Origin of the sequence: Sphingomonas pruni NBRC 15498, from assembly GCF_001598455.1 — a bacterium.
Taxonomy (GTDB): Bacteria; Pseudomonadota; Alphaproteobacteria; order Sphingomonadales; family Sphingomonadaceae; genus Sphingomonas; species Sphingomonas pruni.
The window spans coordinates 1-16,935 of sequence record NZ_BCYZ01000085.1 but is presented as its reverse complement, the minus strand read 5'-3'; the positions used below and the strand labels follow the sequence as shown (position 1 = coordinate 16,935).

General features: G+C 65.2%; 12 protein-coding genes. 8 read left to right on the top strand and 4 right to left on the bottom strand.

Features of this window, described 5'->3' with window-relative positions; translation table 11 throughout:
• Window positions 1–84: 84 nt before the first annotated feature.
• On the bottom strand, window positions 85–4,704 hold the full coding sequence (locus tag SPR01S_RS18470) for an NAD-glutamate dehydrogenase (RefSeq protein WP_066592306.1): 4,620 nt from the start codon (window positions 4,702–4,704) through the stop codon (window positions 85–87).
• 231 nt (window positions 4,705–4,935) lie between these two features.
• Window positions 4,936–6,177, bottom strand: a complete 1,242-nt coding sequence (locus SPR01S_RS18465; protein WP_066592305.1) for a PAS domain-containing protein — start codon at window positions 6,175–6,177, stop codon at window positions 4,936–4,938.
• 512 nt (window positions 6,178–6,689) lie between these two features.
• Here SPR01S_RS18465 and SPR01S_RS18460 point away from each other — a divergent pair.
• The 5 genes from SPR01S_RS18460 (at window position 6,690) to SPR01S_RS18440 (ending at window position 13,773) form a co-directional block, all read left to right on the top strand.
• Window positions 6,690–7,811: a phosphoribosyltransferase-like protein gene (locus tag SPR01S_RS18460; protein ID WP_066592304.1), complete on the top strand. Its 1,122-nt coding sequence runs from the start codon at window positions 6,690–6,692 to the stop codon at window positions 7,809–7,811.
• A gap of 4 nt (window positions 7,812–7,815) precedes the next feature.
• Window positions 7,816–9,717, top strand: coding sequence for a hypothetical protein (locus SPR01S_RS18455; protein WP_066592309.1), 1,902 nt, complete (start codon window positions 7,816–7,818; stop codon window positions 9,715–9,717).
• A complete protein-coding gene (locus SPR01S_RS18450) occupies window positions 9,714–10,820 on the top strand; it encodes a hypothetical protein (RefSeq protein WP_066592302.1) in 1,107 nt (368 codons plus the stop codon). Before SPR01S_RS18455 ends, SPR01S_RS18450 begins: the two co-directional genes overlap by 4 nt.
• Window positions 10,821–10,905: 85 nt before the next feature.
• Window positions 10,906–12,834, top strand: a complete 1,929-nt coding sequence (locus SPR01S_RS18445) for a hypothetical protein (RefSeq protein ID WP_066592300.1) — start codon at window positions 10,906–10,908, stop codon at window positions 12,832–12,834.
• 15 nt (window positions 12,835–12,849) lie between these two features.
• The gene (locus tag SPR01S_RS18440) at window positions 12,850–13,773 is read left to right on the top strand and encodes a PfkB family carbohydrate kinase (RefSeq protein WP_066592298.1); all 924 of its coding nucleotides are present in this window, start codon (window positions 12,850–12,852) and stop codon (window positions 13,771–13,773) included.
• Window positions 13,774–13,797: 24 nt separating this feature from the next.
• Here the strand turns inward: SPR01S_RS18440 and ybiA are convergent, their stop codons facing one another.
• Window positions 13,798–14,286: a riboflavin biosynthesis intermediates N-glycosidase gene (gene ybiA / locus SPR01S_RS18435; RefSeq protein WP_066592296.1), complete on the bottom strand. Its 489-nt coding sequence runs from the start codon at window positions 14,284–14,286 to the stop codon at window positions 13,798–13,800.
• A 24-nt stretch (window positions 14,287–14,310) separates the two neighbouring features.
• On the opposite strand from ybiA, the gene SPR01S_RS18430 reads away from it, so the two are divergent.
• Entirely contained in the window at window positions 14,311–14,685 is a 375-nt protein-coding gene (locus tag SPR01S_RS18430; RefSeq protein ID WP_066592293.1) for a transcriptional regulator, read from the top strand.
• Between the two features lie 362 nt (window positions 14,686–15,047).
• Entirely contained in the window at window positions 15,048–15,242 is a 195-nt protein-coding gene (locus tag SPR01S_RS18425; protein WP_066592290.1) for a hypothetical protein, read from the top strand.
• Between the two features lie 109 nt (window positions 15,243–15,351).
• Here SPR01S_RS18425 and SPR01S_RS18420 read toward each other — a convergent pair whose 3' ends face one another.
• On the bottom strand, window positions 15,352–15,996 hold the full coding sequence (locus SPR01S_RS18420) for a YkgJ family cysteine cluster protein (protein ID WP_245662097.1): 645 nt from the start codon (window positions 15,994–15,996) through the stop codon (window positions 15,352–15,354).
• A gap of 91 nt (window positions 15,997–16,087) precedes the next feature.
• On the opposite strand from SPR01S_RS18420, the gene SPR01S_RS18415 reads away from it, so the two are divergent.
• On the top strand, window positions 16,088–16,867 hold the full coding sequence (locus tag SPR01S_RS18415; protein ID WP_066592285.1) for a transglutaminase-like domain-containing protein: 780 nt from the start codon (window positions 16,088–16,090) through the stop codon (window positions 16,865–16,867).
• Window positions 16,868–16,935 lie beyond the last annotated feature (68 nt).

Below are 16,935 nucleotides of genomic sequence, written 5' to 3'. Positions count from 1 at the left end.
TGCGGCTAATGAGTCGCGGGCCCCCTCCACCATTCGCTGGGCGAATGGTCCCCCTCCCCGTGCCGGGGAGGATTTTTGCGTGCGCTACCGCCCCAGCAACACTCGCGCCTGCCCCGCGATCTGCGCCAGCATCGCGGCGTTCGGCGTCGCTGCCGTGCGCGCGCGGTCAACGACGCCCTTGAACTGCGCGACGCGGCCGGCATTGGCGCCCAGCCACATCTCCACCGCGCCCTCGGGGTCCTTGCCGGCATGTCGCGCCAGGAATTCGAGGCGAAGCTGCTGGAAGTCGCGCGCGAGCCCGGCGATCAGAAGGCGTTCCCACGGATCGCTCGACAGGATGCGCGCCGCGGTCGCCTGCGCCCAGTCGAGCCCGAGCGCTTGCCCCAGATGGGTGAAGGCGCGGGTCAGCACGGTCTCATCCATACCCAGCTCGGCGCCGAGATCGGCGAGGCCGACCGCACCGTCGAGCTCGAACAGCCGGACGACCTTTTTCGCCAGCGCGGCAGGCGCACCCGCCGCTTCGAGGCTGGTCGAAATGCGAACCGATTGCGCGCTCGCTTCCTCGAGCAGCAATTCCTTGGTCTTGCGGTCGAGCGCCGAAACGCCCTTGGCCAGGCGCGCGATCACCGCCGACGGCGTGGTGCCGGGCGCGGTCACCCGCAGCAGATCGGCGATCTGGCTGCGCACCGCGGCCGCGACTTCGTCGAACAGCGCCAGGCGGCCGGTTTCTGGCATCGGCGCCCGCTCGATCTCGGCCCATAATTTGTCGAGATCGTAGAGCCGCTCGACCACGACGAACATCGCCGCGATGTCGGCCATCGCAGCACCTTCCTCCTCGGCGAGCTCGAACGGGTGCAGCACGCCCAGCCGGTTGACGACGCGATTGGCGAGCTTGGTCGCGATGATCTCACTGCGCAGGCGGTGATGGTCGATGGCGTCGGCGAACTTCTTGCGCATCGCCGGCGGGAAAGCGGCGTGCAGGTCGGTGAGCAATTCTTCGTCGCTGCCCAGATTGGAATGCTCGATCGCGTCCTGCAGCGCGAGCTTGGCGGTAGCGAGCAGCACCGCGAGTTCGGGCCGCGTCAGGCCGCGACCCTCGGGTGCACGGCGGAGCAGGGTGCCGTTATCGGCCAGCCCTTCTACCACGCGGTCGAGCCGGCCGGCGCTCTCGAAAATTTCGATCAGGCGGACGAAGCTCGGCAGTGCCTGGGCGCCATCCTGTTCCATGATCGACAGCGCCAGCGTCTGCAGCCGGTTGTCCTCGAGCACCAGATGCGCGACGTCGTCGGTCATCTGGACGAGCAATTTGTTGCGCGCCTCGAACTCCAGCCGGCCCTCGATCATCTCGCGGTTGAGCGCGATCTTGATATTGACCTCATTATCCGAGCAGTCGACGCCGGCCGAATTGTCGATGAAGTCGGTGTTGATCCGGCCGCCCCTCGACGCGAAGGCGATGCGCCCCGCCTGCGTCACGCCCAGATTGGCGCCTTCGCCGATCGCGGTCGCGCGGATATCCTCGGCATTGACGCGCAAGCGGTCATTGGCCGGGTCGCCGACCTCGATATGGTTCTCGCTCGCGGCCTTCACATAGGTGCCGATGCCGCCGAACCAGATCAGGTCGGCGGGCGATTTGAGGATCGCCGAGATCAAGGCGGCAGGCTCGAGCTCGTCGGCCGAGATGTCGAGCGCGGCCTTGACCTGCTTCGACAGCGGGATCGTCTTGGCGGTGCGCGGGAACACGCCGCCGCCCTTCGAGATCAGCTTGGGATTATAATCCGCCCAGCTCGACCGCGGCAGGTTGAACATGCGCTCGCGCTCGGCCCAGCTCGAGGCCGGATCGGGATCGGGGTCGAGGAAGATGTGGCGATGGTCGAACGCCGCGACCAATTTGATCGCCTGGCTGAGCAACATGCCGTTGCCGAACACGTCGCCCGACATGTCGCCGCAACCGACCACGCGGATCGATTGCGTCTGCACGTCGACCCCGCGCTCGGCGAAGTGGCGCTGGACCGAGACCCAGGCGCCCTTGGCGGTGATCGCCATCGCCTTGTGGTCGTAACCATAGCTGCCGCCCGAGGCGAAGGCGTCGCCGAGCCAGAAGCCGCGCTCGATTGCGATCGCATTGGCGACGTCGGAGAAAGTCGCCGTGCCCTTGTCGGCGGCGACGACGAAATAGGGATCGTCGCCGTCCAGGATCGTCACGCCCTTGGGATGGAGGACCTTGCCCTCGACGATATTGTCGGTGACCGACAACAAGGTGCGGATGAAGATGCGGTAGCTCTCGGTCCCTTCGGCGAACCAGGCGTCGCGATCGACCGCGGGGCTGGGGAGCTGCTTGGGGTAGAAGCCGCCCTTGGCGCCGGTCGGCACGATCACCGCGTTCTTGACGCGCTGCGCCTTCATCAGCCCGAGGATCTCGGTGCGGAAGTCGTCGCGCCGGTCGGACCAGCGCAGGCCGCCACGCGCGACCGGGCCGGCGCGCAGATGGATGCCCTCGACCCGCGGGCTGTACACCCAGATCTCGCGCCACGGCAGCGGCGCGGGCAGACCGGGTACCTTGTGGCTGTCCAGCTTGAACGCCAGCGCCTCGTCGGCCGCGGGGGTGAAGGCGTTGGTGCGCAAGGTCGCGGCGATGACGCCGTGGATCGCGCGCAGGATGCGATCGTCGTCGATCGCGGAGACGTTGTTGAGTCCCGCCTTGATCGCCTCGTCGGCGGCGAGCACCCCGGCGTCGCTTTTACCGCCGGGCGCGTGCGCGGCGTTGAAGCGCTCGATCAGCGCGGCGGTGACCGCCGGCGCGCGGCGCAGCGCGTCGACCACCGTGGTCAGGCCATAAGTCAATCCGCCCTGGCGCAGATAGCGGAACCAGGCGCGGAACAGCACCGCCGAGCTTGGCGCCATGTTGAGGTCGACGATCAGGCGATTGAACGCATCGTTCTCCGCATTGCCTTCCAGCACCGCGGCGACCGCATTTTCCAGCACGCTGGTATTGCCGTCGAACACGTTGCCGACGCCGCCCGCCGCCTCGATCAGGAATTCGTGGATGAAGCCCTGGCTCTCGTCGGTCAGCGCGGTCGGCACTTCCTCGATCACGCGGAAGCCGAAATTCTCCAGCACCGGCACCGCGTCCGACAGCGCGATCGAGCCGCCCAGGCGATAGAGTTTCAGCCGCGCTTCGCCGCGCGCGTCGCGATAGAGGCGCACCGCGCGCTGTTCGGGGGTGTCGAGCGTCGCCAGGCTGAAGATGTCGCGCGCGGCCTCTTCGGCCGTGTTGACGGTGCGATAGCCTTGCGGGAAACAATTGGCCCAGCGCAACGCCAGCCGGGTTGATCGTGCCGCGTCGCTTTCCGCCAGCGCCGCTTCGACCGCCGGCGCCCAGCCGCGCATCATCCGCGCCAGGCGGGTATCCAGCGCCGCCACGTCGGGCATGCGGCCCTCGCCGCGCACGTCGACCGTATAGCGGATCAGCGCGACCAGATCGTCCATCGCGATCGCCCAGTTGAGCAGGGCGCCGCCCGCCGCCTCGGCCAGCATATCGCCGATCGCGATGCGGCGCGCGGTGGTGAATTCGTCGCGCGGCAGCCAGACGAAGCAGAACAAATGCCGGCCCAGGATCGATCGTGACATCACCAATTTCGGCCGCGGCCGGTCGGCCAGGCTCATCGCGGTCAGCGCCACTTCCTCCAGCGCCTCGGGCGTGAAGGCGATCAACAGATCATGGGGCAGGGTGGTCAGCGCATGTTCCAGCGCCTTGCCGGCATGGCCCTTGGGATCGAACCCGAACTTCTTCTGCAGGTCGGCCAGGCGCGTGCGCAGCCCGGGCACATCGTCCGGCGGCGAATTGAGCGCGGACGATGTCCACAGGCCGGCATGGATCGACAGGCCGGTGACTTTCTTGCCGTCGCGGATCGGCACCACGACCAGGTCGAGCGGGATGTGGCGATGCACGCTCGAAATGCGGTTCGACTTCAGCAGCAGCGGCGCTTCGTTGCTCTGTTCGAACCACTCGATCGCCAGCGCGCGCGACGCTTCGGCCAGGATCGGCGTTTCGTTCTTGTTGCGGCAGATGCCCAGCGGATCGCGGGCGCCGCCGTCGCGGCCGAACTTGCCGTGGCCGAGCAAGGTGAAGTGGCGGTCGAGGAACCAGTTGAGCAATTCCGCGCCCGCGCCGGCCCCGGCATCGCTCAAGCTCGCGGCATCGGCGGCCATCGCGTCCTGCAGCGGCATCCAGTCATGCACCGCGGCGCGCACGTCCTTCAGATTGTCTTCTAGCGCCGTCACCAACGTGCGGCGCTCGCGCGCGTCGGCGCGCTCCATCTCGATATAGATCATCGATTCGGGATTGCCGTCGCCCACGCTCATCAGCCCGCCCGACGGGTCGCGCGTGACCGGGATGACCGGGTGGATGATGCGATCGACCGCGATTCCCTGCGCCGCGATCGTCGCCGCGACCGAATCGACCAGGAACGGCATGTCGTCATTGACGATCGCCACGCGCATGCGGCGGCGCGGATCGTTGGCGGCGATCGGCTCGATCACGATCGTCGGTCCGCCCGGCGGCCGGCTATAGGCAGCGGTGGCGACGAAGTTCGCCGCTTCCGCGCGCTCCGCCTTTCCGAATCCCTGCAGCTCTCCCGGCAAGGCGCCCTTGGTCAGCCGGTCCGCAAGCGCGTCCGACAGCGATTTCAGCGTGGTCTTGGCCATCGCCACCCTATGCCCCCGTGGATCGGCGGGCTCAAGGATAGTTTCGGGTGTAACTTGATTTGTGGGTTAGCGGGGTGCTGACCTGACACGCAAAACGTCGTCATCCTGCCAATAGCCGTCACCCCAGCGAAAGCTGGGGTCTCAGGCGATCGATATACTGCACGAGACCCCAGCTTTCGCTGGGGTGACGGCGGAGTGTAAGGCGCGCTGGAGACGTGGCCAGCGTTGGGTTTACTTCGCCGCCTTCAGCGTCCGAGCCGCGAGCGGCCGGTCGTTCGCCACCGAAGCCACGATATCCACCGTGCCTTCGCCCGTCGCCCGCCCGAGCAGCACGACCAGCTCCCCAGGCTCCAGCCCGGTCGCGAACTCGATGCTCGCCAGCACCAGCCGTTCGGCGATATCCGCCAGCGGATCGCGCGCCTCGTCCTTTTCCGGATTGCGCGCCGCGCGTTCGGCCGCGACCACGGCCTTGATCCCGCCGTCAACGGTTTCCAGCAACGGCGTCAGCTGGCCGGCGGGGATGGCGTGGCGGCGGGCATGCGCCAGCACCGCGGCGAATTCGGTCAGCCGCGCCTTGTCGTAATCGGCGCCGAATACCAGCTTCGCGACCGCGGTCATCGGCGCGCGCTCCTGCACCGTCACCCCGGCATCGGCGAGCAGGCGTTCATAGGTCTCGCTGTCCTGTTCGGCGGCGAGCCCGAAATCGTGCGCACGGCCCAAAGCGCGATAGAGCGCGGCGCGGCTGCGCGTATCGGCATTGGTCGCGGCCTGCGCGGTCTGGCGCGCCTGTTCCAGCTTGCCGGCCAGATCCTCGGGTTCGGGCACCAGGGCCACGTCGGCGGCGGGACCATCGGCCCAGACCGGCGCGGCGGCTTGCGGCTTGGGCGCGGCGCGCAGCGCGCTATCGACCTCGGCGTCGAGCTTCTTTTGCGTCTCGGCGTCGACCAGTTCCTTCCAGTTGATCACGCCATAGATGAAGTCGATCGTGTCGTCGTTGGACGAGAACGGCATCAGGATGCCGCGATACATCGTATTGTGCCCGCGCGTGCCGACGAACTCGGCCTCGAACCCAATCGGGGCGCGGTTGGCGATGATCTGAAGATAATGGTCGGTCAGCCGCGACAGCAGCGAGCGGCTGGGCACTTGAGAGATATGCGTGATCGACTGGTCGAGCGCGGTTTCGTCGCGCAGCGCGCGGCCCAGAAAGGCGATCGCCGGATCCTCGATCCCGGCGGTGAAATCGAGCAGCACCGAATGCGGGCCGAAATCGGCGATATTGGCGGGGTCGAGATCCTCGATAGAGGGATAGGCCCGCCCGCGCAGCAACGACACCCAATGGTTGTACGCGCGCACGTGCATGCGCCGCTCATCGGTGCCGATCGCCTCCGGTGCCGCCGTGTCGTCGATCCCATCATCCGCGACGACGCGATCGGTATCCGATCGGTCCTCTTCGTAGCCGCGCTGCGAATCCATAAACGTCCCCTGGGCGCACATCGCCCTGCACAGAGCGTGTTTTGCCCCGGGCGTGGTAAACGAAGCGTAAAGGGTCTTGGGTGGGATGGTGGGACCTCGGTGGATATCGAGGCCCGCCGACAAAAAGCGGTCTCACGCTAATCCACTTTGGCCGCAGCCTGCGTTCGTGTTGGCAATTTGATGTCGGGTGTCAAAGCGGGGGTATAGATGCGCCAACACTAAGCGGCGGTGTGGAGGCGGACGTCTAGCCAGGCCATTGCCGCTGGGCATGTTCTAGGCCCTTCGCCTCAAGAAAGGCAGTGCTTATGTGGAACGCAGAGGGGCTGAAAATGGGCCGGTTACGGACCGGTGGCAATAGTCGCTGAGGTAAAGAAAAGCCGACGCAAGCAGCGATCCAAGAACGCAGTAAAATTGCATTCAAATCTGTTGTACTGACTTGCTTTTTCTGTGTTCACGACGATAGCTGAGGCCTTCGTTGCGACTGGAGCTCGACGACGAGTTTACGGAGGGGGATGAACACGCTTGGACTTCGCCTGATCGCCGATATCATGGGATGGGGCGACGACGGCACTGCGACGCAGGAATACGCCTGGCTCCGGTTGATGTCCTCCGTGAAGTATGACGGTTACTCCGACTTCCGGGCGGGGTCCCGCTTCATCGAGAACTTAGCGACCTGGCTGAAGCAATTCGAGCAGCAGGACCGCGTGACGGCATACGAGTTCGTGCGGCATCGGCTCGTGTATGTGTCGGCCGCCGAGACGCAGCGGGCGATCGAGGCCTTCGTTCCAGAAACGGTGACGCCTCATCTCCGCCGTCTTGCCGCCCAAGCAGCCGGTGTTGCCCCCCATGAGGTCTGGGGGTCGGCGGAGGGCGCTGCGGCCTTCAAGCGGATCCTGCGGCGATGTCTGTTCATCGGCTTGAGCGATGGCAGCCGGATCGACATCCTTCGCCGCGCCAACGCGACCAAGCTCACGACAGAGCAGATCGCGCCGATGATGAACATCGGCAACGAGAAATGGGAGGATCTCGGAAAGGAGTTGAGGGAATCGGAGGGCGATGTGAATGCTCGGTTCGAGCATGTCTACCTGATCGACGACTTTACGGCCTCCGGTACCACCTTCGTCCGCGAGGTGGATGGGAAGTGGAAGGGCAAGCTGACCAAGTTCAATTCGCTGGTGGAAGACGCCCGGAGTTCAATGAAGGAGAAGTTCCCCCTGTCGGAAGGATACGCCCTCCACATTCACCACTACCTTTCCACGCACAAGGCGCGCCAAGCATTGGACGAACGGGTCGAGTCGGCGAAGCTGAAGTGGACGTCGCGCTCATTCGGCGACATATCGATCACCCAGGGCGTCCTACTACCGGAGACGCTTCCGCTCGATCTCGTAAGAGACAAGGACATGCTCGCGATTTGCGACAAGTATTACGACGACTGGCTGTATCAGCGGCTCAAGAAACATTGCGACGAGGCCGGTCAGACCGACATGAAGCTGGGCTACGCGAATTGTGCCCTGCCGATCGTGCTTGAGCACAACACGCCGAACAACAGCATCCCGTTGTTGTGGGCTGAGACCGACGGCAAGCATGGTCATCGGATGGTGCCCCTTTTCCGTCGCCGCGATCGGCACGGCTGACTCCATGGCCAATCCGTTCCTCCGCCGTGCGACCGAATACATCCGCGACGACGCGTCGTTCCTGGCGATCGTCAGCCCGTCGCCGTTGACGACCTTCCTAGCCAAGCACCCCAGGCGCGACGACCTATTCGACCTCCCGGTCAGGATCGTCGGCGCCCCCGGCAGCGGCAAGACCATGCTGGCGACGCTCGCCGAGTTTCGGCTCTTGGAGGCGATCATGCGCGACCAGACCAGCCCGACCAATCGCGACCTCGCTTCCGCGCTCGCTCAGGCGGGTTTCCTGCGCGACGGCCTGCCGGCGGTCGCTGCCGTCCGCGTTCCGATGGAGTCCGAGTATCGCGACTTCTGGGAGCTGCCCTACGACGAGGGCGTGAAGACCAAGCTGGTGCTCTGGCTCCTTCAGGCCCGCACAATCCTTGGTCTCATCCGAAATTTGACTGCCGGGGGTCGGAGTCTTGACGGCATCCGGTTCATCCCGCGCGGAGGAGCGGAGACGCGTATCGAGGATTATGGGGGAACCACGGCAGCCGCGATGCAGGAGCGCGCACTCCGCGTGCAGCGTGCTATCTCTTCCATCGGAGCCGGTCTCGTCGCACCGCGCCTTGAGGATTTGCCGTCGGAGGCGCTCGAGCCCTATCTCCCGTTCGAGGTGATCCGGGCGATCGAGATCGATTGGAACGGCAAGCCGCTCACGCTGACCCCTCTCGCGATGCTCGACGACGTCCACGCGCTCCACCCCACGCAGTTCGAGCAGATGTTCGTCGCGCTCGCCCGGCGCGAGATCAAGTTCGGGCGTTGGATGATGATGCGCCTTGATGCGCTGAGTCCGGGGACGGTGCTCCAGTCGCCTGAGAACCTGGAGACACACAACCTCAAGCCCGACCGCGACTTCGTCAACGTGTTCATGCAGGGCAGAGAGGACCGCACGGCTGAGCGGCGGCAGTTCCGTTCAATGGCCGCGGACATGGCGAACCGCTACCTCCCGCTCGTGCAGGCACTGCGCAACCGGAATGCCACGAACTTCGCGGCGCTGCTTCCGACGCAGCCTCCTACGATAACCGATGCGAAGTATCGGGAGCTCAAGGCTGCCGTCGACCGTGACCAGCGGCGTCTCGAGATCACCCCCGCGAGGCGTGAGGCGATCGACGGACTCGTGGACGAATATATTACCGACGGCACCGGTGGGGACCGGGAGCGCGAGGTCGCCCTCGAAATGACGCGCATTCTCCTCCACCGTTACGCGAACCGCGTGAAGAACGTGACGCCGTCGCTCTTCGAGGTCTTCGATCCCGATCCAAAGATGCCGCTGAAGGCCAGTTCAGGCATCGCCGAAGGTGCCCGCATCCATCTGCACGAGGAGTTCGGCAGGCCGCTGCACTACGGTCTCGAGAATGTCTGCGACGCGAGCAATGAGAACGCAGAACTCTTTCTCCAACTCGCCGGTACGCTCGTCGCGCGGATGGAAACGCGAGCTATTCGCGGACAGCAGGCGGCGTTGCCAGCTGCGATCCAGCAAGAGGCGCTGCGCGACAAGGCGCGGGAGATCATGGACGGCTGGTCCTTTGCCTTCGCGCGCAGGGTGAGGGCGCTCGTCGACGCCATGGCCCGCGATTGCCGGGAGGCATCGCTGACACCGAACGCCCGGCTGGACGCCGGGGCGAACGCGATCGGTATCCCAGAGGAGGAGATGCGCGCGCTCCTCGAGACGAACGACGAGACGGCACTCATCTTAAAGTTCGCGGTTGCGCATGGCGCGATCGTCGTCCAGCGTAGCTATGGCCAAGGCAGCAGGGAGTGGTGCCTCATCGAGCTGAGCGGGGTCGTATGTCTCGCCAATGGTCTAACGCTCAAGCGCGGCGGCTTCCTCGAGCGCCGGGTGCAGGACTTGGCTGAGATGAGCGCATGAGCCGGCCGCACTGGGACAATTGCATCGCCCATTTCGATGAGGGCGTGGCGCAGTTCGTCGCAGAGTACTTCGCCGACGAGTCTCGCTCGTGCCTGTTCATCGCGGCCGCCGGGTTCGATCCCCGTTCCCGACACATTGCGCAGCTGCTGACCAACACGCTCGGGAACCGGGTCGCCGGCTTCTTCTTCCGCGAGGAGCGCGGCAAACCGGACGCCGACCTCGTGGCTGCGGCTGACTACAACGAGGCCGAGTTGCGCAAGGTCATGCCGCAGAACTCGGTTCTGTCGATCGAGATTTTCGGCGACGACGGCGCGCCGGTGGGCGGAAGGCGCATCGTCGCCGAGCTGGCGAAGATCGAGATCGACGATAGCGTGACCGACGTCATCCTCGACATGAGCGCTCTCTCGATCGGCGTCGGCTTTCCCGCAGCGCGCATCCTTCTCGACGGTTGCGAGAAGAGCGGTAAGCGATCGTTCCACCTGATGATCGCGTCGGATCCCGACCTTGACGACCAGATATCCAGCGAGCCCGGCGACATGCCGATGGCGGTAAGAGGCTTCTCTGGTTTAGCGCACCTCCAAGGTGTCGCGCCGGTCGCTAGGATGTGGGTGCCCCAGCTAGCAAAGGGGCGCGGCGCGGCGTTGGACGCAATCAACAGCTCGGTCGGCGACTGCTACAAGATCTGCCCTATGGTGCCTTTCCCGGCTAAGGAGCCGCGGCGGGCAGACGCGCTGCTGGCCGAACATCAGTCGCGGCTTGTGGACGAGTGGCTCGTCGACCCACGCGACCTGGTCTACGTTTCAGAGCGTAACCCACTTGACACCTATCGTACGCTCTCGACCCTGACGCGCAGGTTCGAGGAGACGGTACGGGACGTCTTCGAGCCTAGGATCTACCTCTCGCCGATAGGAAGCAAGGTGATGGCGGCCGGTGCACTGATGGCGGCCATCGAGCACGATCTCACGATTCAGTATCTTGAGACCGTACGTTACGAGTTTTCGCCATCGTCCGGCCCAACGACGCCGCCGCAGATCGTCCATCTTCTGCTGTCTGGACCGGCGTATGGGGACTACACAGCCTCCGGCGAGGAATCGGCGAAGTGATGCAGGGACGCGACGTTGTGTGTCCGATTGCGCTCGACTCGAATCATGACCTTCAGCACCATCGCGTCATGCAGCTTCACGCCACATGACGCGGTTCGGCGAGAAGCTGGACACGCTGATCGAGACGGTAGCGTTGCTCGATGCGTTTGATCCGACGAATCTTGCGGCCGCGCTCGTCGCCTCCCGCGGACGTCCGGCGTTCGCGGTTGCCTCTGGCGGTTCCGTGATCGCCGCGCACTATCTAGCCCGCTGCCGCGAGACCCTATTTGGCGAGCAGACTGCCGTCGTGACCCCCATGGAGCTTGTCCTAGCGAACGGCGACCTCGACGGTGCTTCTGTCTGGGTGATGTCGGCGGGGGCGGACAATCCCGATGCGGTGGCCACGGTTTTGGCGGCGAAGGCGCGGGGCGCGACGGGAATCCAGGTCATGACACGCAATCCCTCCGGCGCGGCCCTGGCCGATCTCGGGGGCGCCGACACCGTTCATGTGGTCCCTGTGGTGGACCCGAAGGACGGTTTCCTGGCGACCCACTCGCTGGTCTCTACGGTCGGCGCGCTCCTTCTTGCGGCAGACCAGGCGTCGCCTGATCAGATTGGCCGGGCGCTCGCCTCCGCTTGGCGGGACGCCGTTGCCAACACCGCGTCCGCCGACTCCCGTGATCGGCATATGGCGTCGTTTGCCCGCATCTCGCCTGATGACACCTTGGTGATGGCCGCCGACCCCCGCGCGGCGACGGTGGCGTCGCTGATAGAAACGTCGCTTTGGGAGGCCTCACTATGCGCGGTTCAGCGGACCGATCTGCGTAACCTGGCTCACGGTCGGCACGCGTGGCTCCATCACCGCCCCGGGCGGACCCGACTCCTCGCGGTGATCGGGGTCGGCAGTCGACCGGTCTGGTCCGCCGCCCGCTCGATCATTCCCGATGAGATACAGAGCACCGAGCTCGACCTCGGCGACTGCGGGCGGTTTCGCAACGCGGTTGGCGTGATCGACGCGCTCGGCGTCGTCGAGGCCATCGGCGCAGCGGTAGGCGTCGACCCCGGCAAGCCTGGGATTGGCGAGTTTGGGCGCGAACTCTACGCCGATCCCTCGCTCCTCGACCTGGCGAGGTGTTTGGTGCCTTGCGTGCGCCAGAAGCGCGACGCTTCGGCGGTCCGCGACGATCCCGCGCAGGCCGAAACCGACCCGACACGCGTTCATTTGGATCTGCTAGCGGGGCTCGCTGCCGTCCCCATCGGTGGAATCGTACTCGACTACGACGGCACGGTCGTCGACACGGAGAGGCGATACGAATTGCCGACGAGTGAGGTGGTCAACGAGCTCGTGCGACTTCACGCGGAAGGTGTCGCGATCGGCGTGGCCACAGGCCGCGGGGGTTCTGCTGGCGAGGACCTACGCAAAGTCTTGCCTGCGGCGATGCACCCGGAAGTCCTGATGGGGTATTACAACGGAGCGCACGTGGTGCCCCTCGAGGTGAACATCGCGGAGGCTCCGCCACCCGATCACGCTGCCATCGCGAGCGTGACGGGATGGCTCGAGACGGAAGGCGGTCTGCCGTCTGGCCACAGTTGGAAGCCCAGTCCGCTCCAAATCACGATTGCGGTTGAAGGGCTGGAGGACCCTGACGCACTGGCCGCGCGGATCGCGTCGCTGCCCGAGGCGATCGGTGGCGTGCTGCGCGTGACGCGATCGGGCCATTCCATCGACGTCGTGCTCGCGTCTGCCAGCAAGATCTCGGTCGTCTCGAGGATCGAAGCTCTGGCGGGCGTAGGCAGGCAGGTGATCACCGTGGGCGACAGTGGCGCGCGGGGCGGGAACGACTGCGAACTGCTGTCGAGGCCGGGCGGAATTAGCGTCGGTGCCGTGTGTGGCCGGGACGGGGGGAGCCATTCGCTCTTCGGACGGAGCATCCAGGGACCAGAGGCGCTCGTTAAGGTGTTGAGGTCTATAAAACGTGACGCAGTGGGCGAGTTGAGGATCGATTTCACGTTCCTCGACAAGCACAAGACTTGAGTACATAAGGTGAACATGCGAATCAGAGGCGACACTCCGGAAGTGGTGGGCACGGGCTTTACCGTGCTCGATCGGCTGTATGCCGATGGCGACTTCGCGGAGGAAGCGCTAGGCGGATCGTGTGGCAACGTGCTCGTCTCTCTCGCCATGCTCGATCGGGCGGTGGCGCCTGTCCTAGCGCTGGGAAGCGACCAGGTCGGCCATAGGCTGGTCGAGGAATTCAGGGAGGCTGGCGCGGATGTCAGCTACATTTTCCTTCATGCTGACAGAGGTTCGCCCGTGCTGGCCCAGGAGTTGGACACCTCGACCGGCGACCACAGGTTCAGCTTCAAATGTCTAGAGACAGAAGAGGAGTTCCCGCGGTATGAGCCGATCGACGCGGTCGAGGCGGCGCGGGCGCAGTCGGCAATCGGCACCTGTAGCGTTTTCTACGCCGATCGTGTTTCCGTGGGCATCGTCGATGCGATGGAGACCGCACATGCGTCAGGCGCCATCGTCTACTTCGAGCCGTCCGATGTCGGCGATGCGGGACTTTTCGAACGCGCTGTCCGCGTCACATCAATCCTGAAGTATTCTGCGGAACGCCTCGGCCACGTCCTCGACGGGAGGGACTCGTCGACCGTCGCAGTCTCGATCGTGACCCATGGAGCCGACGGGCTCGAGATGCGTCAGGGTCCCGAGGTTCGCTGGTGCCGCGCGGTCATGGCTGACCGCGTCGCCGACACTTGTGGGTCAGGCGACATGGTGAGCGTCGGCTTGATTGACTGGTTGCTAAGCCGTCGAACCGCGGCGTCGCTCGATCTGTCGCTCGCTAGCCTTATCAACGGCGTGATCGCCGGGCAGCGCCTCGCCGCAGAGAATTGCGCGTATCCGGGCGCTCGCGGCATATTCCGCGAGCGCGGTGCGGAATATGCTCGGCGGGTTCTTTCCTACCTTTAAGTGGCAACTTTCGACCTATTGCGATCACTCGGCTGCTACGAGCTCGACCTCGTGTCCCATCTCCGCCCGTAGGTCGGACCGAAGTTCCATCAGCATCGTCCCGAGCATGTTGCGGCCGACGCCGTTGACCTCGCCCCATAGCCGGTTGACCTCGTTGTCGACGGTGGCGCTCTCGACGAGACGAGCCTCCCCGGTGGAAAGCAGAAGTTCGCGCAGGTCGGCGTGCTGTTCAAACTTAGCGCGGAGGACGGCGCGCATGCGGTCGTACTTGCGCGTCGACCAGCCAGGCGAGACGTCCCAATAGTAAAGGCCGTGCGCCGCCATTGCTAGTAATGCGGGCGAGGGCGCCTGCATCAGCCACTTCCTGACCTCCGACTTCCGCGCCTTGCCCGCTTGGTAGGCATGCTCGCTCGTGGGGAAGACTTCGCCCTCGAACTCAATATCGCGCCGGAAGAGGTTGCTGAACGACCCCCATGGCCGCTCGCTTGCCCGATAGAAGCGGATCTCGTCCATGTCACAACTCCATTGCAAATCTGCATGATTTATTACATGCAGATTTGCATGAAAGCAACTGAGAAGGAGCTTGTCGTGCTCAAGCGCAAGATCGCTGACGCTCGGCGAAAATGCGCCATGCGCAATGCTGAAATCGGACGTGTGGCGAACGTCGATGCCAGTCAGGTCAGCCGCGTGCTGCGCGGCGATTTCAGGACTATCAGCAGCAACGTAGTGCAGATTTGCAAGGTTCTCGGGCTAGAGTTGGAAACTCTGGCGGCATCTGCCGAAGGGCAGGATGTCGCAAGCTCCCGCCTTCATGCCGGCGTTCGCAGACTATACGAAAAAAACCCACAAATCGCTGACCGGCTTGCCACTGTGCTAGAAACCATAGCCGATCTCAATATAGCGCCAGCATAGACCCACAGTGACCGTCCGCGCCTCTTCAAACCGACGACAGCTTTTAAGCGATCGACCCAAGTTCTGGAAGGTCCGATAATAGGGCGCATTACGGACAGTTTATTTATAATCGAGCCGCGGATGTCCGTGGGCTACGGTACCAGCCTACCAAAAGCGCGCTAACTGCGCCCTAAGGAACACGACAGGCGCCCAACCCTCAGGCCGCGCCCACAACGTGCCCCCCTCCCTTGCGACGAACGGTGCATTTTCCCCTACCAATCCGATGGGAATTGCGCCATAGGCACCGCCGGACTGACCCAGGACCAATTCGCGAGGCGCTGTGCCGAGCGGGGGCGCGGCCTGGATATTACGGAGGTTTGTCCATGAAGAAGCTTGTAGTTCTTTCGGTGATTGCTCCGGCCGTGCTCGGCCTCGCTGCTTGCGGCGGCAACAAGCCGGCCGCCGACAACGCCGTCGTCGTCAACGCGACCGACGACGCGAACCTGACCGACACCACCAACATCACCGACGAGAACGTCAGCGACGTCACTGCCAACGGCAGCAACGTCGCCGAGTAATCGGTGCGGCGGCGGGGCGACCCGCCACCGGAACAAGCAGGCCGCGCGGTCCGATGGGATCGCGCGGCCTTCGTTTTATCTGGGGTAGCGGCGCTGGCTGGTCAGCTAATTAGCGATCGAGCATTTCGTCGAGCAGGCTGATGTGCAGCCACATCCGCTCGAGCAGATCCTCGGGCTCCGCGACGCCGCTGGCCGTGCACGCCGCGGCGATCTCGCTGTCGATGTCGAGCAGGTCGCGGTCGGGATCCGCGACTATCGGCGTGTCCGCGCCCATCCGCGCATTGGCGCGGCAGAAAAAGGCGAAATAGGCGTCGGCCGCGGCGATGAACGCGGTAGCGCCCTGCGCTTCCAGATAGTCGGCGACCGCGCCCGCCTCTCCGAACTCGCCGCGCGCGGCCAGTGGATCGGGATAGGGCACGAAATGCACCTTGCCCGCGGCATCGATCACGCGGCCCAGCGGAAACAGGCGGCAGACCAGCGGCCGGTCGGCATGGACCGAGCACCCCTGGTCGCCCAGGAAGACGCAGCGCCCGTCCTCCTGCTGGCGCAACGCGCTGTCGGCGGTGATGAAGGTCTCGCGCGCCTCGGCGGTGGAGACGCCGCGATTGCGCGCCAGCCGCGCGATCTCATACGGATTGACCTGGATGCGCTTGTCGACGCAGCAGCTGTTGCAGCGCGTGCAGCGGTAACTGAACCGCGAGGCGGCGGTCATCGGGGCCGGAATCGGGGTCGGTATCGGGTCGTGGGACGGCATGCTCACCTCCTCTCCTTCGCCTGATCCCGAGCATAGCGGGGCAGGGCGGTTATCGGATAGGAACGAAGCGACTCCTGCCCAGAAAGACTCCATGCGCCTCTCCATCGACGCCCGGCTCGACTATTGGCTTGCCGCGCCCGCCGACCTGCTGTTCGCGCTGGAAGTGGCGCAGACGCCCGATCAACGCCTGATCACCGACCTGTTGCGGATCGGCGGGGTTGAGGCGTTGCGCCCGATCGCGGCGGATAACGGGCTGGGGCGGCGCACCTGGACGCGGGGGGAGGGGCGGGTGACCGCGCATTACACCGCGACGGTGGAGGTCGATCGCGCCGGGGCGACGCTCCATGGCCTGGCCGCCGACGACGTCAAGCTGTTGCCGGCGGAAGTGGTGCCGTTCCTGTTCCCCAGCCGCTATTGCGAATCCGACCGGTTCGACGCGCTCGTCCGGCGCGAGTTCGATGCGGTGGCCGGCGGCGACCGGATCGAGGCGATGGCGGAATGGATCCGCGGCCATCTCGATTATGTCGTCGGGTCGAGCAGCGTGACCACCACCGCCACCGACACCTATGTCGCGCATCGCGGGGTGTGCCGCGATTTCGCGCACCTGCTGATCGCCTTCGCCCGCGCGGCCGACGTTCCCGCCCGCATGGTCGCCGCCTATGCCTGGCGCCTCGACCCGCCCGATTTCCATGCCGTGGTGGAGGTATGGCTGGATGGCGAATGGCGGCTGATCGATCCCACCGGCCTGGCCCCGGTCGAGGGGCTGGTGCGGATCGGGGTGGGACGCGACGCCACCGATATCAGCTTCATGACCATCTTCGGCGAAGCGGAGTGTTTGTCGCAGAGCGTGAAGGTTGAGCGGGTGGACTAAAACTCCCCTCCCGCTCGCGGGAGGGGCTGGGGGAGGGCATGTCGCGGTCGGAGCGATCAAACACGCCC